This is a genomic window from Fibrella arboris (assembly GCF_041321095.1).
Classification (GTDB): Bacteria; Bacteroidota; Bacteroidia; order Cytophagales; family Spirosomataceae; genus Fibrella; species Fibrella arboris.
Genome location: NZ_JBGGWE010000018.1, coordinates 56,810 through 79,306, shown reverse-complemented (window position 1 = coordinate 79,306; position 22,497 = coordinate 56,810). Strand labels below are relative to the sequence as shown.

Annotated in this window: 14 protein-coding genes; 10 read left to right on the top strand and 4 right to left on the bottom strand. The window is 45.4% G+C overall.

What is annotated here, in order from left to right; all coding sequences use genetic code 11:
* The first annotated feature begins 314 nt into the window (after positions 1–314).
* From ACAW75_RS23620 to ACAW75_RS23605, 4 genes are all read left to right on the top strand, one after another.
* Entirely contained in the window at positions 315–1,160 is an 846-nt protein-coding gene (locus tag ACAW75_RS23620; RefSeq protein WP_370731240.1) for a hypothetical protein, read from the top strand.
* 159 nt (positions 1,161–1,319) lie between these two features.
* Positions 1,320–1,961 carry a hypothetical protein gene (locus ACAW75_RS23615; protein ID WP_370731239.1) on the top strand — a complete coding sequence of 214 codons (642 nt, stop codon included), beginning with the start codon at positions 1,320–1,322 and terminating at the stop codon, positions 1,959–1,961.
* Positions 1,958–4,099, top strand: coding sequence for a hypothetical protein (locus ACAW75_RS23610; protein WP_370731238.1), 2,142 nt, complete (start codon positions 1,958–1,960; stop codon positions 4,097–4,099). Before ACAW75_RS23615 ends, ACAW75_RS23610 begins: the two co-directional genes overlap by 4 nt.
* A complete protein-coding gene (locus ACAW75_RS23605; protein ID WP_370731237.1) occupies positions 4,099–5,910 on the top strand; it encodes a hypothetical protein in 1,812 nt (603 codons plus the stop codon). Before ACAW75_RS23610 ends, ACAW75_RS23605 begins: the two co-directional genes overlap by 1 nt.
* Positions 5,911–6,094: 184 nt before the next feature.
* Here the strand turns inward: ACAW75_RS23605 and ACAW75_RS23600 are convergent, their stop codons facing one another.
* Positions 6,095–7,189: a PDDEXK nuclease domain-containing protein gene (locus tag ACAW75_RS23600; protein ID WP_370731236.1), complete on the bottom strand. Its 1,095-nt coding sequence runs from the start codon at positions 7,187–7,189 to the stop codon at positions 6,095–6,097.
* A gap of 130 nt (positions 7,190–7,319) precedes the next feature.
* On the opposite strand from ACAW75_RS23600, the gene ACAW75_RS23595 reads away from it, so the two are divergent.
* On the top strand, positions 7,320–8,945 hold the full coding sequence (locus ACAW75_RS23595) for a site-specific DNA-methyltransferase (RefSeq protein ID WP_370731235.1): 1,626 nt from the start codon (positions 7,320–7,322) through the stop codon (positions 8,943–8,945).
* Between the two features lie 21 nt (positions 8,946–8,966).
* The gene (locus ACAW75_RS23590) at positions 8,967–11,669 is read left to right on the top strand and encodes a DEAD/DEAH box helicase (protein WP_370731234.1); all 2,703 of its coding nucleotides are present in this window, start codon (positions 8,967–8,969) and stop codon (positions 11,667–11,669) included.
* 1,032 nt (positions 11,670–12,701) lie between these two features.
* Here ACAW75_RS23590 and ACAW75_RS23585 read toward each other — a convergent pair.
* The 3 genes from ACAW75_RS23585 to ACAW75_RS23575 are packed head-to-tail and all read right to left on the bottom strand — an operon-like array spanning position 12,702 to position 14,543.
* Positions 12,702–13,511 carry an ImmA/IrrE family metallo-endopeptidase gene (locus ACAW75_RS23585; RefSeq protein ID WP_370731233.1) on the bottom strand — a complete coding sequence of 270 codons (810 nt, stop codon included), beginning with the start codon at positions 13,509–13,511 and terminating at the stop codon, positions 12,702–12,704.
* On the bottom strand, positions 13,508–13,864 hold the full coding sequence (locus ACAW75_RS23580; RefSeq protein ID WP_370731232.1) for a hypothetical protein: 357 nt from the start codon (positions 13,862–13,864) through the stop codon (positions 13,508–13,510). The genes ACAW75_RS23585 and ACAW75_RS23580 overlap by 4 nt, the downstream gene beginning before the upstream one ends.
* Positions 13,848–14,543, bottom strand: a complete 696-nt coding sequence (locus tag ACAW75_RS23575) for an RNA polymerase sigma factor (protein WP_370731231.1) — start codon at positions 14,541–14,543, stop codon at positions 13,848–13,850. The genes ACAW75_RS23580 and ACAW75_RS23575 overlap by 17 nt, the downstream gene beginning before the upstream one ends.
* Before the next feature lie 86 nt (positions 14,544–14,629).
* Here ACAW75_RS23575 and ACAW75_RS23570 point away from each other — a divergent pair, with 86 nt between their 5' ends.
* The 4 genes from ACAW75_RS23570 (at position 14,630) to ACAW75_RS23555 (ending at position 22,331) form a co-directional block, all read left to right on the top strand.
* Positions 14,630–15,508: a hypothetical protein gene (locus ACAW75_RS23570; protein ID WP_370731230.1), complete on the top strand. Its 879-nt coding sequence runs from the start codon at positions 14,630–14,632 to the stop codon at positions 15,506–15,508.
* A 12-nt stretch (positions 15,509–15,520) separates the two neighbouring features.
* Positions 15,521–16,726 carry an SMODS domain-containing nucleotidyltransferase gene (locus tag ACAW75_RS23565; RefSeq protein ID WP_370731229.1) on the top strand — a complete coding sequence of 402 codons (1,206 nt, stop codon included), beginning with the start codon at positions 15,521–15,523 and terminating at the stop codon, positions 16,724–16,726.
* Positions 16,707–17,153 carry a type II CBASS E2 protein gene (locus tag ACAW75_RS23560; RefSeq protein WP_370731228.1) on the top strand — a complete coding sequence of 149 codons (447 nt, stop codon included), beginning with the start codon at positions 16,707–16,709 and terminating at the stop codon, positions 17,151–17,153. Before ACAW75_RS23565 ends, ACAW75_RS23560 begins: the two co-directional genes overlap by 20 nt.
* A gap of 387 nt (positions 17,154–17,540) precedes the next feature.
* Complete coding sequence (locus tag ACAW75_RS23555; protein ID WP_370731227.1) at positions 17,541–22,331, top strand: helicase-like domain-containing protein; 4,791 nt, start codon at positions 17,541–17,543, stop codon at positions 22,329–22,331.
* Positions 22,332–22,497: the final 166 nt, after the last annotated feature.

The window sequence follows — 22,497 nt, the reverse complement described above, 5'->3', positions numbered from 1 at the left end:
CTATCTTGCCTAAACCTACTTATATCTTGCTTTATGCTAATCAAAATCATCGTAACTAGTTGTTCCACAGAGAGCTAGCCGTGTAGAAAACGGCCTACAAGTATCAAATAATCAAGTTTTCAATTTCAAAACAATTAAAAAAAAGAAACAAGTTGTAATTGATCAAAGGGGCATTGAAGTGATAGATCTGCTCATGGGTTTGGGATCAAATTTTTAAATCAAAAATTGAAAAAGCATTTCCTAAAAATTAGTTTTACTCTGAGAGTAAAATAAAGACCCAATTATCTTTACACTAAAATGATTGTTCACCCGCTGTGAAGAAAAATACAAAATTTACGGAAAAGGAATACCAGTACTTACTCACAGGCTTATCCGAGCAAATTACTAAAGTTCCAAAGCTGAGACCCAACCGAGATGAATGGGACATAGAGGGTAACTGGCAAGAATGTGGCGATATTCATTTTATCGATAGCAGATATATGGCCGAGTTCGCAACTTGGCGGGATTTTGGATGCAAAACCGTGAAACTGATCAACTATGGCCGACCAGCTGTACGCATGAGTTTCTTCAGTAAACATAAATATTGGCTCAAAAAGCCTCATGACCTCACCGAAGAAGAGCGCGACGAACACATTAATGACTACCTCAATGGCTTGTCATTATCGATTAATCAACTCCAGAACAAAATAGATCATTTGCCGCCACTGGCCCAGGCTGAATCTCGTCGCAAAATATATGATGCCCAACAGGAGATAGAAGCCTGGCAGCAGGTTCAGCAACAATCAGCTCAATATGAGTTGGCCGTTTCAACCTACCAACGGGGTTATGCCTATTTGTACATAAGCTACAAATACCTCTTGCCAACGGGTGAGTATGATAATACTTCAGAGCATTTGCTACACCATATTCGTGATCGGGTCGGTAACATCACCCAAAGTAAACAAAACGTTATTTTTGTCAACATGGCAGAAATAAATCGGGTACACCCGCAGCAGAACAAGGAGATTGAGAATTACCTGAATCGATTTTCGCTCAAGAGTACATCAGGGCCCAAATGGCTTTACGCTCGGCCACGGCCCGAGTTAGAAAGCCAGGAAGCGTTTGGTTTGCTAACTCCAATGAGTGATCAGGCCCAGTTAGACATATTTGATAAACCTTGAGGAGTCCAGTATCGGTCAGGTATACCCTGGTATCCTCTTATTCTGATACAGTTACCGATGAGCAATGAGGACTAAATTCTACATAAGACATAGAAATAGATAATTATAGGTATGTTCTTTGGGTTGGTTGCTTACTAGATAAATTTGATTGATTAGCGGATGAACAGTACTTATCGAGAACGATTACGGATTTTACTGATCTTGTATTTCTTTTCTGAACCTGTTGATGATCCTACGGACTCACGGCTTGCGCGTGTCTTTCGCTCTGAAGTTAAAATTCAAAAAATTGACTTTTTGCTTCGATATCCCAGCTACTTCTGTTTTGAGTTATTACGAATGCATGCTGAAGCCAATATACCTGATGAGCAGATTACCAAAGCAATCGTTCAGCAGGTGTTTGCGAATGGAGAACCCGAATTAAAGACTGATGAGATGCGTCGATTTTTTTACGGAGCTTATGAAGAACTGGATTCGATTATTTCCTTTTTAACGTCAGTTAATCTAGTCATATTCAAAAGTCGTAATAGCGTTGGCCTCCTTACTATTCAGAAAGAATACTATTTGACTCATTTTGGAGTTGAGCGTATCGAACATGGATTAGCCGCCATCAATGCCGCACAATGGTATTTTGACCGTTGTGGATTAATTCAACTCTATTTCGGAGACCTAAAGGGTAGCCAGTTGAAAAATCGCCAATATGCAATTGAAACATACAAAGATACCCCTCTTAACAGCTATATCGCGGACATTGAAGAGCAGGTACGTAACCAGTTCAGAACTTTATTTTCAGAAGAATTATGAATAACTCTTTTGATTTTAGTAAACTGGTAAAACAGGTTCATTCTCAGATTGGGGATAAGCTGACGAGCAAAGAGGTTGAAGAATTACTGACCATTAGCGAAGATGCTTACTACAAGGATAGCCCACTCTCCGTTGGAAAACGATTAATCATCCTTTCCTTAGAATTTAATGGGTTAAAAGTAGGTCAAGATATTGAAGAGCCAATCCACTACCAAAGAACTTTCCAGACAGGCGTTTACTTGTGGGTAGGGGACAATTTGGTAGGCAAATCATCTATCTTCAAAATTATTAAACTGGCCTTAACCGGTAGTAAAAAACTTTCCCGAGATGTTGAAAGCTGGCTGAGCCAGATCTGGCTTGAATTCAGTGTAGGCAGTAACGTTTACACAGTTCATATCGATCGGGATAAACATGAGAAATTCCATTTCGCACTTTATACGGGCGGACGTCGGCAGTTAATTCTGTTTGGAGCAGAGGACACTCAACTCCCATTATTTGACGGAGGATTAGGGAAATACGAAGAGTACATGCAGGGCCTTTTCTTCCGGGAATTAGCTTACTATTCTCTTCAATGGACTCAGCGTGACGGTCGGCCAGGTAACCCGGAGCTACTGACCTCCGGAGCGAGTTGGTCTACTTACTATAAGTCTATCTTTCTAGAGGCTGAAGATTACGGTATGCTATTTATCGGAAATCAGGCCGAGTTGATTTTTCAGATGCTTCTTGGCTTGGAGCTGACCTATCCAATAAATCGACTGAAAATTAAACGGAACCATTTAGTCAATCAGTTGGGCATTGCCAAAGCAGCTCCTCAGATCGAGGAAGTCCCCATCAATCAAGAGCAGCACGCAGCGGATCAGCTGGAGTTAGCCCAAATCAATTACGATTTATCCAATTTAGAAGCAGAGGCTAAACGTGTTACAACAGCGCCTGTAACTAATTTTGAGCAATCACTGGAAGAAATCAGACAACGTTATCGAAATGCCCTACAAAGTCGTGGTAATCTGGAAAGAGAACTAGATACAATTGATGTACAGCTGATCTCATTAAAGAGAAAAATTACGACCTTAACCCGTCAAATAGACGATTATGAAGTCGACATAACCAAGAAAAAAAGGCGTATTAATGATGTTCAGGAGCTACTGGACTTGGGAGCGTTTTTCAATAGCCTCGAAGTAAGAACCTGTCCCAACTGCAATCATTCCGTTGATAAACAGAAAGTTATACATGAAAAGGATACAGGTAATTGTAGATTATGTGAACATGAGGTAGATCATCAGCCAATTGATAAGGACGCTTATAAAAATCAGGTCAAACAACTGGATCAACAGCGGCAAACCCTCTTTGATGATCAGTATCGATTAAAAGTTGACAGAGCTAGTGTACAGGCGGAGATTGATCAACTCAAAGCGCGTATAAATACCATTGGTGGGGAAATTAATGCGCTCAATGTAGAGCAATTGCTCACTAAAGTGGGTGACTTACAACAACGCGTTCTGGAGGAGCAACCTGCGCCATTCGATTGGGCAGCTCATGTTAATCGAGTAGCCGAACTGTCCGCTCGAAAAGCCATTTTAGATCAAAAACTAGCCATTCCTATCCCAATTGTATCAGTTGTCGAATCGGGACCTTCGGCCATTGAAAACCAAATTCAAGTTATTGAGTTGGCCGAACAAATTCTTCAGCAGGAACGCGATGAACGTAGTCGATCATTGATCTCAATTTTTGAGAATCTCTATTTGAAGCAGTTACATTCATTCGGTCTACCTCATTATGAGCGAGTTGAAGTTAAATCTAATTTTAAAGTGATTTATTTCATGCGAGGGCAAGAATACAGTTTCGATGAAATAACAGCTGGTGAGAAATTAAGGGCCAAATTAGGCTTATATATTGCCTTGATTGAATTGGATGTTGAACACCAACTAGGGAGGCATCCCCGGTTTTTGGTGCTAGATTCTCCTGCCCGCGAAGAGGGGGACCAGATATATGTAGATGGTTTAAAAACAACATTAGCTTACATTCAGGGCCATTTTGGCAATGACTTGCAAGTCTTTGTGGGTACTGCTCAACGGGAGTTAGGTACAGCCATCAATACAGATCAGGTGGAGATAAAGACTCAGAAAGAATACTTCTTCTAATGAATTTAGCCAGTGGTTTAAGCTACGATACTTTTCGACAATATCCGGTTGCTGATCGGATTGATTGGATCGATGCTTTGTCCATTTCGCAAATTAAAGCACAGTTTGATTCGAGAAGTATCAAACGGTTTTTTAGCCAACTTTTCGAGCAGGAACAAAACGATTATCTTCGACAGCGCGCAGTAGAATACATAAGTGAACTGACTCTAGTTGACGTAATTCGGTATGACTACACAAAAGACTTTTTATTAGAGGAAGCTAAACCTACAGGGAATTCCTTTATTGATATCACCCGATTGAAATATCTATTTTTATTGTACGGGGATGACACAGAGTGCTATCAGGTTTTTGAACAAGAGTCCCACAAACAAGATACTGAAATCGCATCCGAAGCTTGTTACCGTGCAGGACTAGTTCATTTGTTATATCGTGTCAATTTGACTGCTAGCAGCGATCCTGTGGCTGAGATTCATCAGGCAAAAGAGTGGTTTGATCTAGCTCAAAAGCATTCTGAAAACCGAATTGATGCCCAGTTCTTTAGTCAAACCAGTAGCTATTTATTATCCTTACTAAGTCTTCAGCCTTCTTCTGCGGAAGATCAATACGATAAATTAGGACAATTGTTGTGGGAACGGCAGTTGTGGGGACATTTGCCGAATATCGATTTATTAGAATATCGCGTTTTTAATAGTTTGTCCAAGTTGCGCGCGATGGTTCACAGAACCGCGCAAGAATACACGTGGACCGATTATAAGAAAGAATTTTTATTCTTGAGTACCTGTTTCAACGAGCTATTAATCCGCGATAATATTTCTCATCGATTATACGGTCCCTCAAGTGCCCTGGCGGCCAATTCCATCGACACCATTTTAACCCGATACTATGTTCATAATCTGACAGCCTGCCAAGTTAAAATCAATGCAATTCTATCCGGCACTGATTCTGCTGACAAGTCCCTAACTGAGTTTTTGACTAATCTGTCGGTACGTCTAGAGACGTACCGCGAAAAAAAAAAGGATGACTCGTTAAGTACAGTTGCTATACTTTGTTCGGGCTTTAGTTGGATTGATCCGGCTCAGATTGTTCAGGATGTTAATCAGCTAGCAAATGAAGGTCTAGCTGAAGTGTTAATTCAAGCTCAATTAGCGATTCGATACGTGGCTCAACAAGGTGAAAATAGAGCTACGACGTTAACAGGTTATTTAATCGTTGATGAGATAATTAGATCGGTATTGAATCGATTAAACCAGTTAATCCCTTCATACCCACCTAAGGAGCGGGCTATTTTTACGACCGTATTAACCGATTTAATCCGCTATGCGTATCATGCAGAAACGCAGCCTAAACGGTTCTTCCCGTATTTGTATGATTCAACGATTACGTTAGAATCTGTATTTCAGGATGGACTTTTTGTTCGATTAACCGCCGGTGAACATGCTGCCAATTATCAGTACGAAGTGTCAGATATTATTGGTGGTAGCCGGGTCGATATTGTTTACGAGGATCAACAGGTCGTTTTTCCAATCGAAGTTAAAAAAACAGATAAATTCCTTGACTGGGATTCGGTTAGCCAAAACTATGTGGCTCAGGTACAGATGTATATCAGACCTTATCACAAACTTGGCTTTTTGATTATCTATGATATAAGCTCCAAACAACAAACTAGTCCTTTAAATGATATTCGCTCACTAGTGCAAATTCTACACTTATCTCCGCTTTATCCCATTAAGGAAAAGCATCCAGACTATGTAATAGCTATCATTATACCTGCCAACAAGATCAGTCCTAGTGGCTATACAACGTACCGTTAGTCAAGCCATAGTATACTCTTGGGCTCTTATAATGACCTTGCTTTAGTCAATTATTCATCTTTTGGGGTGCACTTCGTACTAATGTCGGTTACCCTCAATAATCTATTTGTATACCGGTTGTTAGGCCTTGGAAAGCAATAAAAACTTATGAATGAGGGGGCGAAATGGTACAGGCATTAGAAGGTCATAACAATCCCTGACTTTCACGCTCGATGAATGCCTGGAGCTGCTCTTTGTCAGGCAGGTTAGTCAAATATTGCGATACGAAGATGTCGTGGGCCAAACCGCTGGTGGTATACTTGACTAAGGCGTTGTTCTTGCTGGCGCAGAGAATCAGTCCCACCGGCGGGTTGTCGTGAGGGGTTGATTCATTGTCGGCATAGTAGTTTAGGTACATATTCATCTGGCCGGCATCGGCATGATCGAACTCACCAATCTTGAGATCAATAAGCACGTGGCAACGCAGGATTCGATGATAAAAAACCAAGTCGATCCGATAGTGCCGGTTGTCGAAACTGATTCGTTTCTGCCGGGCTTCAAAGCAGAACCCGCGCCCAAGCTCCAACAGAAAGTCTTGTAAATGGTCGATGATGGCTCCTTCCAGGTCATTTTCAGAGTACTCTGCTTTATCCTCGATCTGGAGAAACTCCAGCAAGTAAGGATTTCGGATGTAATCGGATAGTCCGGTTGGCTGATCGTCTTTGACGCGGGAAATAACCGCCGATTTGTCGGTGGACAGACCCGTCCGCTCCGCCAGCATGGTGGTAACGGCTCGGTTCAACTCGTGTACTTTCCAGGCATTTTTAAGCGCTTCTACTTCATAGAACCGTCGGCGGAGCGGATCATCGACCTTGAGCAGCTCGACAAAGTGGGTGAACGTAAGCCGCTCGAACAGGAGTGCGTAGTTGATGTCAGGTACGTTGGCTGGTGGTATGTATCGGCTTAGTGCTTTTTGCTCAATTTGTTCAAAATCAGGTAATTGGAATTTTGCAGTTAGAAACTGCAAAATGTTTGGGTAGGCCAGATAGAAGTTTTTGAACAGGTACAGATTGCGGTCGGAGAAGCCGCGTACCTGCTGTTGCTTCATAGCCTGGGCGATCTTCGGAATTGGGTTTTGGCCGTAGGTGGCCCGGTCATCACCATGCTGTTCATATTCTACAATGTGGAAACCAATGAGCCAGTTACGGAGGGTCATTAACTGGTCGGCCTGACGAATGGCTTGCTGACTAAGTCGCTGATGCACATTGGCCAGCGTGGTAATCAACTCCGAAAATTGCATAGGTAGGAAAGGTAGGTAACGATCATCAATATACAGCCAAACAACCGGCCTACCGACAAGATAACCGAAGAAATAGCGCAAAATAGGCTATTTTTGATGATCTTATAAATAGCTGGTCGTAGCCCTTTTTATGCCGAGTTTACATTGGATTGGTAAAGAAAAAGTTATCAATCACCATCACGACGTACCCTACCGCGTACTTGACAAACAATACACCTTTTCGGCTGAGGAAAAACCGGTCAACGAACCGGAAATTTTTGGGAAGGCGAATAAAACGCAACCGAAAAACCCAAGTAATTTAATTATTCACGGCGACAATCTAGAAGCCCTGAAAGCTTTACTGCCACAGTATGAAGGAAAGGTAAAGTGTATCTACATTGACCCGCCATACAATACAGGAAACGAAAGCTGGGTTTATAACGACAATGTCAATGACCCGAAGTTAAAAAAGTGGCTTGGCCAAGTAGTGGGAAAGGAAAGCGAAGACCTCAGTCGACATGATAAGTGGCTGTGTATGATGTACCCTCGGCTTGTCTTGCTGTATAGATTATTAGCTAATGATGGTAGCGTCTGGATATCAATCGACGATAATGAGTACTCAAACCTTAAGCTTATCTGTGATGAGATATTCGGTGGCAACAACTTTATTTCGAATATAATTTGGCAGAAAAACTATAGCCCTAAAAATTCCGCAAAGCATTTCTCGGTAGATCATGACTCCATTCTGGTATATGGTAAAAATGGTGAGTTGTGGCGACCGAATTTGATGTCGCGAAATGCAGAACAAATCAGTCGTTACAAAAACCCTGATAATGATAATCGAGGACCTTGGAAGCCTGGAGATCTGTCAGCTCGTAATTTTTACAGTTTAGGTACGTATCCTATCAAAACACCAAGTGGACGAATAATTGAAGGGCCACCAAAAGGTAACTACTGGCGATACTCGGAGGAAAAACTATGGGACTTACACAATGATAATCGTATCTGGTGGGGAAAAAATGGAAACGGAGTTCCAGCAATCAAGCGCTTTTTATCAGAAGTTCAGGGTGGAATAGTGCCACAAACACTCTGGTTTTACAACGATGTTGGACATACGCAGGATGCTAAGAAAGAAGTGAATAAGGTATTGCATGATGTAGAGACGTTTGCAACTCCTAAGCCTTCTAAATTGATTGAACGTATTCTGCAATTAGCAGCAGGTGAAAATGATATTGTTCTTGACTCCTTCGCTGGCTCCGGTACGACTGCTCATGCCGTTTTAAACCTAAACAAACTAGATGGTGGTAGCCGGAAATTCATCTTGGTGGAAATGGAAGACTATGCCGAAACGATCACCGCAGAGCGAGTACGTCGAGTGATGAACGGGTATGCCGATAAGGAAGGTACTGGAGGCAGTTTCGATTATTATACACTAGGCGAACGCCTTTTCGATGATAGTGGCAATCTGAATCCAGCGGTGCCCACAAATAAGATCCGGCAATATATCTGGTTTACAGAAACGAAAGGAACCTCTCTGCCCCTACCCGACGAGCATCAGCCAGAGCCATATCGGATGGGAGTGCATGAAGGCACCGCCTATTACTTCTGCTATAATGCCGAGGCCACCACAACCCTCGATTACGACCTGCTGGGTACGTTCCTGACGCGGGCAGAGCAATACATTGTCTACGCCGATTCGTGTCTGTTGCCCGATGACTACCTGCAGCAGAAGCAGATTATTTTTAAGAAAATTCCACGCGATATTACCCGGCTGTAACTGCCCCGCTCAACAAGTGCTATGGAGCTTAAATCGTATCAACAGGGCGTCATTAACGACCTGAATTTATTTCTGGAACAACTACAACGCACCAATGGTCGGGTACGTGACTCATTCTATGATTTCTGGCTTGATAAAGGCTATAAGCCATTTCCCGGCACCATAGTCGAACCCTACAAAAACAACGTGCAGTCGCCGGGCGGCTATCCCGTACCGCACGTCTGTATCAAGGTGCCTACAGCGGGGGGCAAAACCTTTATTGCCTGCAATGCGCTGCGCCCTATTTTCGATAAGATCGAGCCAGGGCGTAAGGGCGAAGTAGCGCAACTAGCCAACGTGGTGGTGTGGCTGGTGCCATCCAATGCCATTCTACAGCAGACTATTCAAAACCTGCGTAATCCGGATCACCCCTATCGGCAGAAGATCAACTCGCATTTTCAACACCGGGTCGAGGTGTTCGACAAGCAAGCCCTGTTGAGCGGTGCCGGGTTTAATGCCACGGCCGTGCAGGGGCAGTTGAGCATCATCGTCATGAGTTTCGACTCGTTACGGGCCAGGAATAAAGAAGACCGTAAGCTCTTTCAGGAAAACGGCGGTAACCTGAGTTTTGCCCCCTCTGAGACCACCAACGGCCACTTGCTGGAAGGTATCGACGAAACGGCGGTCATTAACGTCATACGGTCGTTGCAACCCGTGGTCGTGGTTGATGAGAGCCATAATGCCGAAAGTGACCTAAGCGTAGAGATGCTGCGGAACCTGAACCCAGCCTTCATTCTTGACCTGACGGCCACCCCGCGTAAGAATAGCAACATCATCAGCTTTGTCGACGCTCTGGAGCTGAAGAAGGAAAACATGGTGAAGCTGCCGGTGATTGTGTACAACCAGAAACGCGAGCGCACCGAGGTGATCAACTCGGCGCTCAGTCTGCAACGCCGGCTTGAACTGTTGGCTACGGAGGAGCGCAAACAGGGCGGTCGATACATCCGGCCTATTGTACTGTTTCAGGCCCAGCCAAAGACAGCGGAGGATAACCATACCTTTGAGAAGATCAAGGAAACGCTGATCAAGGCGGGTATACCCAGTGAACAGATCAAAATCAAAACGGCCAGCACCGACGAACTGAAGGGCATCAATCTGATGTCATCGGACTGCCCCATACGGTATATCATCACGGTGAATGCCCTGAAAGAGGGCTGGGACTGTCCATTTGCCTACATCCTGGCTTCGCTGGCCGACCGCTCCTCGGCGGTCGACGTGGAACAGATTCTGGGGCGGGTGCTGCGGCAACCCCATGTCATGAAGCATAAATCACCGTTGCTGAATCTAAGCTTCGTACTCACGGCTTCGTCTAAGTTTCGGGAAACCCTGCAACACATTGTCAATGGCCTGAACAAGGCCGGTTTTAGCGCCCGCGATTACCGGGTTATCGACGAGAATACCGAACCGGAGAAAGCAAAGCCAACCGGCGATCCACTCGAACTGCTGCTGACTTTTCCGGGAACTACACCAGCAGCAACGGGTACGAATGGACAGACAGAATCCCCTACCCCAACTGCCGATGATCTTGACCCGGCCAACATTCAGTACGTACAGGGTTCAGATGGCGATACGCCCACAACTGCCGATGTGATCATTGATGACATTGTCAAAAAGGCACAGGATGAAGCCGACGAATTTGAAAAACGAGTGAAACAAATGGAAGGCGACACCTCTCCCCTACCGGTTGCCCTGGCTGATCTGGTCGACAAGTACAAAATCAAAGATCAGTTTCAGGCTCTGGCTGCCACCATAAAGCTGCCGCAGTTTTATCAGCGGGTGGCCACTGGTTTGTTTGGTGATGAGGAAGTATTGCTAAAGAAAGAAGCGTTGCTAGCCGATTTCAACCTGAGAAAAGCAGACCGCAACATCGACTTCGGAAGCGTCGATTCGGAGCTGTATAAAGTTGATCTGGAAGAAGGGAACAAGAACGAGTATACACCCCGCTTCAGTCACATCGATGGATCGATCAAGGATGCGCTGCTGGCCAACATTCTGCCGAATCAAACCCGCGACGGCCAAATCAAGTCGATGACGAGTCAGATGATGCGTCGGCTGGGCAATTTCAAGCCCATTTCTGATAAAGACGTGGAATGGTACGTGCGTCAAGTACTTGAGGACTTAACGGAAGAGCAATTTCAGGATTTGATCGCTCAGGAATACAGCTACACTCAGCGTATCAAAGCCAAGATTGATGCCTTAACGACGACCCACGCCGAAAAGACATTCGGACTATGGCTGGACCGCGATAAGTTGTTTCTACGGCTTTCTTTTCCATTCCCTTCTACTATTTCACCAACTGAGACGGGTAAGGACCTCATTAAGTCACTCTACGTTCGGGAAGCCAAGATCAATTCGTTCGAGGAGAAAGTGATCGATGCCATCGCCAACCTGGAGAGCGTCGCCTTCTGGACCCGAAATCTGGAACGTGGTCGAGGCTTCTCGATCAACGGCTTCATCAACCATTATCCTGATTTTATTATCGTAACCAAGCGAGGTAAGATCATCGTGGTCGAAACCAAAGGCGATCACTTAGATAATACGGACACAGCCGAGAAGATCCGCCTGGGTAACCTATGGCGAAGCAAAGCAGGCAATGACTACCGGTACTTTATGGTCTTCGAAACGAAGGAGGTTGCAGGTGCCAATACCCTGGCCGATGTGGCAAATACAATTCGGGAGTTGTAGGGCCTACTGCACGCTTATGATCAAAATAGCCTGATACATAAAGCAAGTTGAAAGTCGGTTTATACACATTTACAGGCTAAAATTGGGTTTTAGTGAATTGGGCAGTTATCAACTGCCCAATTCACTACGGGTAATGATATGGTCAAAATCATGGGCTACCAGCCATACGGAACATACAATTCAGCGATTTATGAGGCAGTTTGTATAAGCTCGTTGCAAACCAGCCACGCTAGTTAAGCACAAAATCAGCGGGCAATAGGCTGAAAATCAAAATTCAGGAAGCTCCCTGGCAGTCTCCAACAACGAAAACCTACTTCTATCTTGCTTTAACGAAGGCGCTGTTTTCGATATCGACTTTAAATACAACGTCCTGTAAATCAACAGTTACAAGAGCATGCCCAAATGATGATTGTAGATGGGAGGAAATATTGGCTATCAAACAGACAGGCAAAACAACGGAGGCCAATAACCATCAGTTATTGGTGATGCTTTATCCAAATCTAAAAGCAAGATAGAAGTAGGTTTTCGTCTGATTTGATGTTTCAAGGTAGGTGCTTCGGCTACGCTTCTAAATAATAAGATACGGATTAAAGTGGAAGACAAATAGGCTCACTTTATCCGTGGCGCACTATTTTCAGCTAAAAACATACTGAATTCAAAGCTGTGCGATAGAAAACGTGTCGACTTGATTATTATCTGTGGCTAGTCAGCAGTACAAGAAAGAAATGTTAGATTGAGGAATAAGGGTACTGGATTAACAGTCCACCTGCCATATTTCCTGAAAAAACGACGTTCGTATTGCTTTAGGCCACAATACGGGGATATACAGTGTTACTAGTATGCCATGAGGTAGCAGAGATGTATCAGGTATTCTTTTCGCTATGAGGGCGACGTAATAATGACCCAACTAGATGTGGTCATAAGCCGTCTGTAGCAATACTATTAGAGTGAGATTGTGATCTGGCAACTGCATTTGATCACCCGAGATGGTTATGTAGATATAGTTGCAAACCAAACGAACATGTATCAAAGTTACTTCTCTCTGAGCCACAGAACGCTTAGAATGCTACTGTTAGGTAAATAGTAACATTTCTCGTACAGTTGTTGGTTGATATCCATATATCTGTCGTGAAACCAGTCTCCTGCATAAACAATTTCAGCGGTTTGATACTCGGTGCCCTCATAGAAAAACTCTCCAGCCACGCTAGTAGTTGGAACCGCGCTTTTTTTTGGCGGTAGGGATTTATAGCGAAAATCGGAAGTGGGCATTGCCCATTCAACAAAGCCATCCCTCGAAAATATAATGATCATTGGAAACAGGTTCAGATCCATATACCGAAAAATCACGGATGAAAGGCTCGTCTGAAAGCAGTCAGCCAGATGGTCAAATAGCTGCGCAGAAAGTGCTCGTCGATTACACTGTGTTCGAAATAAACCAGCTGGCATCAAGAGACATGAAGAGAAATAATCGGCCTCACGCTCAACCGGGTTTTTTGACATCAATTTTGCAAACGATGGATGGCAGGGAGTTTCTCCGCTTTTTAAAGCAATGCGGTGCTCATCAATAAAATAATGTCCTAATTCATGCCCGAAGGTAAAACGCGCCCGAGGATGGTCAGGACTGCTGATTCGATCCAAGTTCAAGAAAATATGAAATTCTCCCCACTGATGCTGAAGCAAACCGTCGAAGTAGTCAAGGTAGTTTCCGTATGAATATGTGATACCCTCATCATTAGCAATTACAGCTGGATCAATCGGAAACGTTTTAAAATAAAACCCTGATATGTCTTCTGCTAGTTGCCCAACTTTTCGTTTACGAGCGTTCCAGAAAGCATAACTCATGGCTGACCAGATTTCTTGGAACGCTGGCGGTCTTCTTCCATCCGCTGTAGAAGATCCGCCGGTATAGTTTTTCCTTCGCGAGCCGCCATCGCTAAATTTTCGGAAAAATCATTATTTCGCTTTACTTCGAAGCTACGAATGACAGGCGTTGAGTTACTTATAAAAACGGCCCTTGGGTCTCGTAATTCTTCCGGTAATGGATTTATTACTCCCATGTTTTTTTGACAAAAGGCCTCAACTTCATCATCTGATTCTGGAAAGACGAATCCATGCACTTTTAGTGACCAATCCAGATTTTCTTCAAAGCGGTCATTGCCAGCATTGTCTCGGTTTATTTTATTTCCGTTTTGCATGGCTTTGGGCTAAACTTGATTCTAAATGGCTCTTGATATATTGTTCCACTTTTTCGTAACTACGATGGATAATTTGCCTAATGTTAGCTTTAGAGGTGTCATATCGTTGGCATAACCCTTCTAATACATTGATAGGCATATTTTTACTTTGATTGCCCTGTCCAAGCTCGTGGTATTCCCAATAGGTAAGTAAAATATGCTGTTCTCGATCCGATAGTTGTGCAAGGGCTTCACTAAGGATTTCTTTCTGAAATGTAGTCGTAGGCCTTCTGTCTTTTGAACTTTCAACCATTTTTTGGTAAAGCTCGATTTCAAAGCTAGATATGAACCGACCATTGGTGAAAACATTTTGAACTTCTCTTTTAACAATCCGAGCCAACCACCCCCGTATCTTCTTCTGAATAAGCTCCGGCTCTTTTTCGCCCTGGGCATCAAACGAACCGCTGTACTCATAGACATTGATAAACGTGCGGTTAAAAATGTCTTTTAGCTCGGCTTCATCAAGTTTGGTCTGGCCGATTCTACAGACGAAATCCCACAGAAAAGGAGAATAACGCCGGTAGAATTCATCAAATGATTGTTGCCGGGCCTCTACTTCCTCCTTCATGGAGATGATGACCAACAAGTCCTCGTCAGAGTCATCCGTTTCATTAATCAGTGCGTTTCTGGCTGATTGCATTGTGGATACATTTCTCCAAATATAAAAGAAAGAACCGTGACAAGCCACTTTGTCACGGTTCGCACTTCTGTAATAAAAAGAAGGAAATGACCCCAACCAACTTGTTCACTTATCATTTCGGTTTGCAACACGAAAGGTATGCAGTCGACGCAACTGCCCTCCAACCAAAAGGGCTGAAACTACTTCCCAATAGGTTCTTTATGTTCAACATTAATCTACTCAGGTACCTCCAATATGCACTATGTATAGGAGCAATGCTGATTTCAGACACAGTCTTTTCTCAGCAGCCGCAACCTTCTATAAATGTAGTAGCTGAGCGACTGAACTCAATTGAGCGTGAGAATCAGCAACTTAGAGAAGACATTACCAGACTGGAGGATGCAAACAAAGAATTGACGGACAGTCTAAAGGAGTATGAGCCGTTCAAATTCTGGGCTTGGATTCTGGCAATACTTGGTATTAGTAGCGTCGGCGGTTTAGCCTTACTTTACTTTAAGGTTATTCCTAATAAGGTGAATAGCCAAGTTGATGTCATCATCGCAAAGCTTCTTACTGACCGGCGTGAGGATTTTTTAGGCTTACTGAAAGAGTACGATTTTGAAAAGACGGTTAAACAGCGTCATAGGATTGTCCTGCTATCTCACAGAAAAGGTAATGATGATTATCACCACAGAATGTTGACTAAGAACGGCTTTCAGGTCGAAGCATACACCAACTTAGATCAACTTCAAGGCATAGAGTTTACTGCCGATGATATCATTATTATCAACAACGATGGAGATCATTGGGCTCCTGATCAAGTACAGGTATTCATCAATGCTCATCCTAACTATTGTTTTTACTTCGGTAATGGTAGAATCTCGGTTGAGGGCGAACGGCTGAATCGATTCACGGCGGCAAATTTTAGAACGCAGTTCATTGGCAATCTTATGAACGTCCTGAAATACTCTCATCATCAAAACTAACCCACCACAACAATGTCAGTAAATACATATTTTAACGAGTTTTTATCAGCTATTCGCCTTACTAAGCATCAGCGTGAGGATTTGATAACTGGTCACACAACATTACGTGATCGGCTAAATGCTGATCCGGACTTATCGAAAATTATTGTAAGTACCTTCTTGCAAGGCAGCTACCGACGTGCAACGGCCATAAAGCCCAAAAACGGTAAGCGAGCGGATGTCGATATTATTGTCGTTACTAAGTTGGATCGCTACTCTGTACGCCCTAAGGAAGCTATTGAAAAGTTTATCCCTTTCGTAGAGAAATATTACAAAGGGAAATATAGTATTCAGGGCCGATCAATCGGTATCGAGCTATCATACGTCGATTTAGATATTGTCGTAACATCAGCGCCTTCTGAAGTCGATCAGGCACTGTTCAAATCAGAAAGTGTAACGACATCATTAGCCTTGGAAGATCTTGGGGGTGATTGGAGGCTTGTAAAAGGCTGGGCTGAACCTGATCATCGGCAGTATTGGACGACTCAGATGGCCGAATCCGTTCGGTCCGCTGCAGAATGGAAAACGGCATCACTATATATTCCTGATCAAGATGCTAACTGCTGGGTCGAGACTAACCCACTTGAACAGATTCGATGGACTCGTGACAAAAACAAGGCTACGAATAGCCATTATATTAATGTCGTAAAGGCCCTGAAGTGGTGGCGGATTTGTAAGCTCACTGATTTAAAACATCCGAAAGGGTATCCTATAGAACATATGATCGGCGATTGTTGCCCAGATGGTATAAGTTCGGTAGCGGAAGGCGTAGTAAAGACTTTCGAAGCGATTGTCAATAAATATGCTTGGAATCGCAGTATTGAAATTACGCCATCTTTACCTGATCGCGGTGTTTCAACTCATAACGTTTGGAAGCGTGTGTCAAGTGAAGATTTCGTAGCGTTTTACGATCATGTGAAGACCGCAGCTGCAACCGCCCGAAAGGCTTATGATGCCGAATTAGTTAGTGAATCAGCGCAGTACTGGCGGTATTTATTTGGTTCAGATTTTCCGATCATGTCTGAAGAGGAAGCCCGTAATGAACGTTTGGCTAAGAAGGCCCAACAGTTGGAGACAGGAGGAGCTTCTTTGGGTAATCGGGTTAATATTATCACGGGCACAACTGGGGTTAGCGTACCTCGGGAACGAAACCACTACGATGATTCGCGCCACATATAATGAGGGTTACTCGATGATAGATCAGTTAGTGCAACAGGAAGTTGTAAATAGCCTGTTTCCTTTCTGTAAAACTCGTATTCAGGAGCATGTCTTATTTGTAGACTGCCTCATTCAAGATCCAGATTACAGCAGTGACTATCAGTTAACGGTACAGTATAATTCGCAGCGTTACCACAAAGTGTTTATTCGTTCACCGAAAATAATTCCCTCAGTGGCTATCCATATGTATCCTGATGCGAGTCTTTGTTTGTACTATCCTCCAGACATATCACCATTCAGACGTTTGTGGGTAGGAAAAGATTTGATACCTATGGCCGCACTGTGGGTATGTCATTATGAACAATGGCTGATTAACGGGAATATTTGGAAGGGCCGGGAAGCACCTGGACATACGGAACTTCTTCAACAACTGAATGACCAGCGTTAAGTGTTTAGTAGAAAGTCAAAAATGAATAAAACGAAAGGGGGCGAAGGCTCCGACTGTATCTTCCTGAAACCTTGCCATACCGCCTAATAAGCGGTATTTTTATAGTGTTACTTCTGCGCGGCTCCGACGTGTTACTTCGGGCAAAACAGGATGCGTCAACGCCGACATATCCCCGCTGACCGTATGCAGGTCAGCCCGCCCAACTGTATCCAGCTTAGTCTGTTCGGGCTTGTCTCGTCTGCCAATTCGCTGACTTTATCGCAATCCAGAGACAGCCAAGGGTGTCTTTTGCTAAGTGACACGCTGAGCGACAAACCCAATGTCATTTTACCGTATTCTGGTTTAGAGTCGGGGTTAAACAGGCGGAATTGCCGACTGTCCGCTGATATGTTCCATACCCGGACGGTGAGCGAACGTATAAAGGCTAACGTTAAAGCCATCCAGTTAGCCAGGCACCTTGCCAAAGAGAGCCTGGAAGCTACTACCGACGAGAAAGGTATATTGGTGCAGTTTTCGGGCTGGGGTGGTTTGGCATCTGCGTTTGAGGAAAGTAGCCGCTACTCGTCGGTTATTGACGAAGTGCTGACGATGGAGGAACGGCAAGCCGCAGCCGCTTCATGCTTAACGGCTTTTTATACACCCCCTACCCTCATTACCGCTGTTTGGCAAGCCGTTGACCAATTCGGCTTTTCAGGTGGTCGCATTTTGGAGCCAGGCGCAGGCATCGGGCATTTTGTGGGCTTTGCGCCCCCTTCGGTAAATGACCGCGCTGAATGGGTAGCCGTTGAAAAAGACCCTATTGCCGGGCTTATTTTGCAATCACTGTACCCGGATGCTACCGTCGAGATAGGCGGGTTTGAGCAAGCTGATCTAACTAACGGCTCGTTTGACCTGGTTATTGGTAATGTACCTTTTGGGGCCTACAGTGTCTATGACCGGCAGAACTCAGATATATCGGCCTATCCGATTCATAACTATTTCATTGGCAAATCGGCGCGGTTGGTAAAGCCGGGTGGTTTGTTGGCACTAATTACCTCGTCGGGTACACTCGATCAGGGCGGAGCGGAGTTTCGGCAATGGTTGACCCGTCAGGCTGAAACGGAATTGGTTGGGGCCATCCGTTTACCATCGTGCGCGTTCGAGAGTCACAGCGGTACGAGCGTAACGACCGATGTGCTGTTTTTACAACGGCGCGAAGGAGTGAACCGTCAGTTTGCCGGCCATTCGTTTGAGCGAACCGTCAGCGTCCGGAGCCGAACCGTGCAGGAAGAAGGCGAGGAAGTGACCAACAACCTGTACGTAAACGAATACTTTGCTGGGCGGCCAGATTTGATGCTTGGTGAAATGGTTTGGGCCGATGAAGTAGGTAAGGGCGGGTTGTACCGAGCGGACCGGCCAACCCTTTACTTAGAAGACCCGTCCGAGTTGACAGATCGGTTAGGCAATGCCATCAACCAACTACCGAGGGGCTTTTTATCAGCGAGTCATGACGGACAACCGAGGAAGCAGCCAGCCGGAAATCAACTTGCTGATTTATATCCAGGCGTTGTACGTATAAAAGGCCGGTCGTACAGTCAGGCAACTATTATCCGGCAATACATTCGGCTCCGCGATACGTTGACGGGCTTGTTAGAGGCCGAACGGGAAGGAAAAGACGATTGGGAGGTTGCCGTGTTGCGTACCCACCTCAACACACTATACGACGAGTTTATTGCCTTCTTTGGTCCGTTGACTGGTAATCGTTATCTGTCATTCTTGGAAACGTTTGATGGTCAATTCAGCCGTGTTCAGGCGTTAGAAGTTCCTGAAAAAGTTAACGGGAAACAGGTTCTACAAAAAGCGACCATTTTCCGGGAGCGGGTAAACGTAGCCCTCTCCTATCCTAATTCGGCAGCGTCCATAACCGATGCGGTGAATCTGTCAATGTGGTTTCATGGGAGCTTGACATTACCGGCTATTACAGGTTGGCTTAGATTGTCGGTTGCTGAGGTAACTGAACAGTTATTAGCCGCCGGTTTGGGATTCATTGACCCTGTAACGGGCAGTCTGATTGACCGGGATGCGTACTTATCCGGTAACATTCGGCAGAAATTAGCCATAGCCGAAGAGAAAGCCCGTCACAAGCCGATTTATCAGGCCAATGTGTACGCTTTGGAACAGATCGTTCCTCCGACGATTCCGGCCGCGTTAATATCCTTTGGTTTAGGGTCGGTGTGGTTGCCGGATGAATTAGTAACCCGATTTATTCAGGAGACCTTACAACTGCCCGAAGTAACGGCTAGCTACAATAATCGGAGCCGACAGTACGAGATTGAAGCGCCAATCTATTTCTATTCGTCGTTGAACCAGTCGTTGGGTACGTCAAACCGAACCGCTCTGCAATTGATTGAGTCTGCCTTAAATAGCCGGAGTGTAGTAATTACCAAAACCATTACCCAAGATGGTAAAGAACGTTCCGTTCGCGACGTAGAAGCAACGAGCCAAGCGATTGCCGCGCAGGAACGTTTGAATGAACTGTTCGTTGATTTTGCCCGACAGCATTACGAACCTGTCATTGAAGAGACGTTTAACCGCCTGTATAATACGCATGTTCCCCGGCGTTTTGCTCGGCCATCGTTCGGCCAGTACCCAAATGCTAACCCCGCCATTTCATTACGTGACCACCAGTTTCGGGCAGTTGAGCGCATCAAGATTCAGGATACGATGTTGGCCCATGCCGTAGGTAGCGGAAAAACCTACACGATGATTACCGGCGCAATGGAGTTGAAACGGCTAGGTATTGCTCGCAAACCTATGTTAGTCGTACAAAACTCAACGATTGACGATGTGGCCCGCAGTTGGCGGCTGTTATACCCGTCGGCAGTTGTGTATGTGCCACAACGGAGCGATTTGGAGGCATCGGGACGCAAACGGTTCCTGCAACGAATTGCGACCAACCACTTCGACGGGATTATTATTCCACAAAGTTTTCTCAAACTGATTCCCGACGATCCGGCCAGCGAACAGGCTTTTTTACAGGAGGAAATAGACCGGGTAGAAGCTGCCGTTGCCGCAGCGTCCCGCCAAGAAAAGAGCAAGAAATCATTGGTAAAGCGGCTCAATGAATTACGGCTTCGGTTAGAAGCCCGGAGACTCCGGCAAGCCGACCGAAAAAAAGATAATATCCTGTCTTTTGATGAATTGGGTATCGACGCGCTGTTTCTGGATGAATGCCACAAGTACAAGCGATTAGGCTTTTTTACGTCCCGGCGCGGCATCAAAGGCATTGACCCGGCAGGTTCGGAGGATGCATTGAGCGCGATGTTTAAATGCCGCTCAGTACAGGCCAGGCAAGGGCGGGTTGTCCTGGCTACGGGAACGCCCATTAGCAACACAATGGCCGAGGCATGGACGATGCTCCGGTTCATCGCCCCTGACCGCCTGGATGAAGCACGGATTGCCACATTTGACCAATTCGCCGGAGCCTTCGGACAGCTAATTGCCTCATTCGAGTTAACGACTACCGGCCAGTTTAAAGCTGTTTCAAGGTTTGCCCGGTTTGTCAATGTCCGTCAGTTGTCAGAATTATACCGCGCTCATGTTGACGTGGTGCTAAATGATGATGTAGTCGAGTTTCAGAGGGACCAAACATTGCCGACGCTGAAAGACGGTGGATTTACGAAAATCGTACTACAGCAGACCGAAGGCGTACAGGCTGAGTTAGACGCGATTCGTGAACGGCTACGGTGGTTTGAGGGATTAACAGGCTGTGAGAAGCGGGAGAACAGCCATTTGCCGTTGGTACTATTTGGACAGGCCAGAAAAGCTACGTTAGACATTCGCTTGTTGAACGCCAGAAACGAAGACGAGCCAGGCTCAAAGCTAAACAGAGCCGCATCGGAGATTCTACGGCTGTATCGGCTCTCAGATTCATATAAGGGTACTCAGTTGGTTTTTGCCGACGTATACCAGTCACCGGCAAACTTATTTACTGATGAAGATGAGCGACTATATGTTGGGGCTCGTTTTAATCTCTTTGACGACCTAAAAATGAAACTGGTTTCCGAAGGTATTCCGGCCTGCGAGGTGGCCGTTTGCCCCGCCGAAGCAGATAAACGAGAAGGGGTTTTTGCCAAAGTCCGAACGGGTGAAGTTCGGGTAATGCTGGGTACGTCCGAGCGAATGGGCGTTGGGGTTAACGTGCAGGAACGGTTAGTTGGCTTGCATCACCTTGACGCGCCCAACCGCCCGACCGATTTTGAGCAACGCAATGGGCGCATCATCCGTCAGGGTAACGCACATGCCGCCTGGAATATGCCAATTGAAATTCTTACCTACGGCGTTGATAAAACACTCGATGCGACTGCCTACGGACGATTGGCAATCAAACAAAAGTTCATCAATCAGGTGCTTAAAGGGCACCTTACAGACGAGGGTATGAGTGACATTTCGGCTGATGATGATTTTGCCGCTATGTCGTTCGACCAGATGATGGCTACTCTTTCGGGCAGTCAGTATGCCTTAGCCTATGCTGCCAAACAACTTGATTTATCTCGATTGCTGACCGCTCGTAAGAACTGGCAACGGGGCGTTTTGGATGCTCAGATGCAGGTAGAACGCGCCCGGCGTACGTTGTCAGTGCAGGTGCCACTACTGCCAACGCTCCAGGCAGAGAGTGCTATACTGAAAACCCGGTTTGTCATAGATGAAGAACAGTATCGGGTGAATGAGGTAATAATTGAGGGCGAAACCTATGCCGAAAAGTTTGGTGGCCCGGTGCAACACCTGTTGGACAAAATGCGCGGCCAGCTAAAACGTCGGTTGACACCTCAGGCAATCGTTACGGTAAACGGGTTACCACTGACATTGACCGGCGAGATTCGGCAGGACCCATTTTCATTTCGGAACGAGTACGTATTTGTCTACCAATGGGGAAGCAGTTTGCGGGGCGAAGTAATGAGCGGTCCCGGCTTGTTTCAGTCGCTACGCCAGTCGGTGGCTCATGCTGCGCACTTACCCACGCAATGTCAGCAACGAATTGAACGAGCCCGAGCCGATGAAGCGGCTTTTCTGCAAAAGGTTAATGAACCGTTTCGCAACAGCGAAAAATTTTCTCAGTTGGAAACGGAGATTGCCGAACTACAGGAAGCCATGTTGGCCGAATCAGAGCCAGAAGTCGAAGCGGTATTGGCAGAGTAAGAAAAGTAACATAGTAGGCCGGGCATGCCCGGCCTACATACAAAATTTGCTCTACAAGGTTCGTTCGGCTCCCCTCCCTCCTATTGTCGGGCTGTGTGCCGAACGAACTAATTGGAAGCAGGACATCGCCTATGGGCGATAACCTGCCAACACGCTCACCTTCACG

Bases quoted from the DNA above. Each gene is read 5' to 3' on its own strand.
- ACAW75_RS23615 (WP_370731239.1), top strand. From the start codon at position 1,320: ATGAACAGTACTTATCGAGAACGATTACGGATTTTACTGATCTTGTAT.
- ACAW75_RS23610 (WP_370731238.1), top strand. From the start codon at position 1,958: ATGAATAACTCTTTTGATTTTAGTAAACTGGTAAAACAGGTTCATTCT.
- ACAW75_RS23605 (WP_370731237.1), top strand. From the start codon at position 4,099: ATGAATTTAGCCAGTGGTTTAAGCTACGATACTTTTCGACAATATCCG.
- ACAW75_RS23600 (WP_370731236.1), bottom strand. From the start codon at position 7,189: ATGCAATTTTCGGAGTTGATTACCACGCTGGCCAATGTGCATCAGCGA.
- ACAW75_RS23595 (WP_370731235.1), top strand. From the start codon at position 7,320: ATGCCGAGTTTACATTGGATTGGTAAAGAAAAAGTTATCAATCACCAT.
- ACAW75_RS23590 (WP_370731234.1), top strand. From the start codon at position 8,967: ATGGAGCTTAAATCGTATCAACAGGGCGTCATTAACGACCTGAATTTA.
- ACAW75_RS23585 (WP_370731233.1), bottom strand. From the start codon at position 13,511: ATGAGTTATGCTTTCTGGAACGCTCGTAAACGAAAAGTTGGGCAACTA.
- ACAW75_RS23580 (WP_370731232.1), bottom strand. From the start codon at position 13,864: ATGCAAAACGGAAATAAAATAAACCGAGACAATGCTGGCAATGACCGC.
- ACAW75_RS23575 (WP_370731231.1), bottom strand. From the start codon at position 14,543: ATGCAATCAGCCAGAAACGCACTGATTAATGAAACGGATGACTCTGAC.
- ACAW75_RS23570 (WP_370731230.1), top strand. From the start codon at position 14,630: ATGACCCCAACCAACTTGTTCACTTATCATTTCGGTTTGCAACACGAA.
- ACAW75_RS23565 (WP_370731229.1), top strand. From the start codon at position 15,521: ATGTCAGTAAATACATATTTTAACGAGTTTTTATCAGCTATTCGCCTT.
- ACAW75_RS23560 (WP_370731228.1), top strand. From the start codon at position 16,707: ATGATTCGCGCCACATATAATGAGGGTTACTCGATGATAGATCAGTTA.
- ACAW75_RS23555 (WP_370731227.1), top strand. From the start codon at position 17,541: ATGTTCCATACCCGGACGGTGAGCGAACGTATAAAGGCTAACGTTAAA.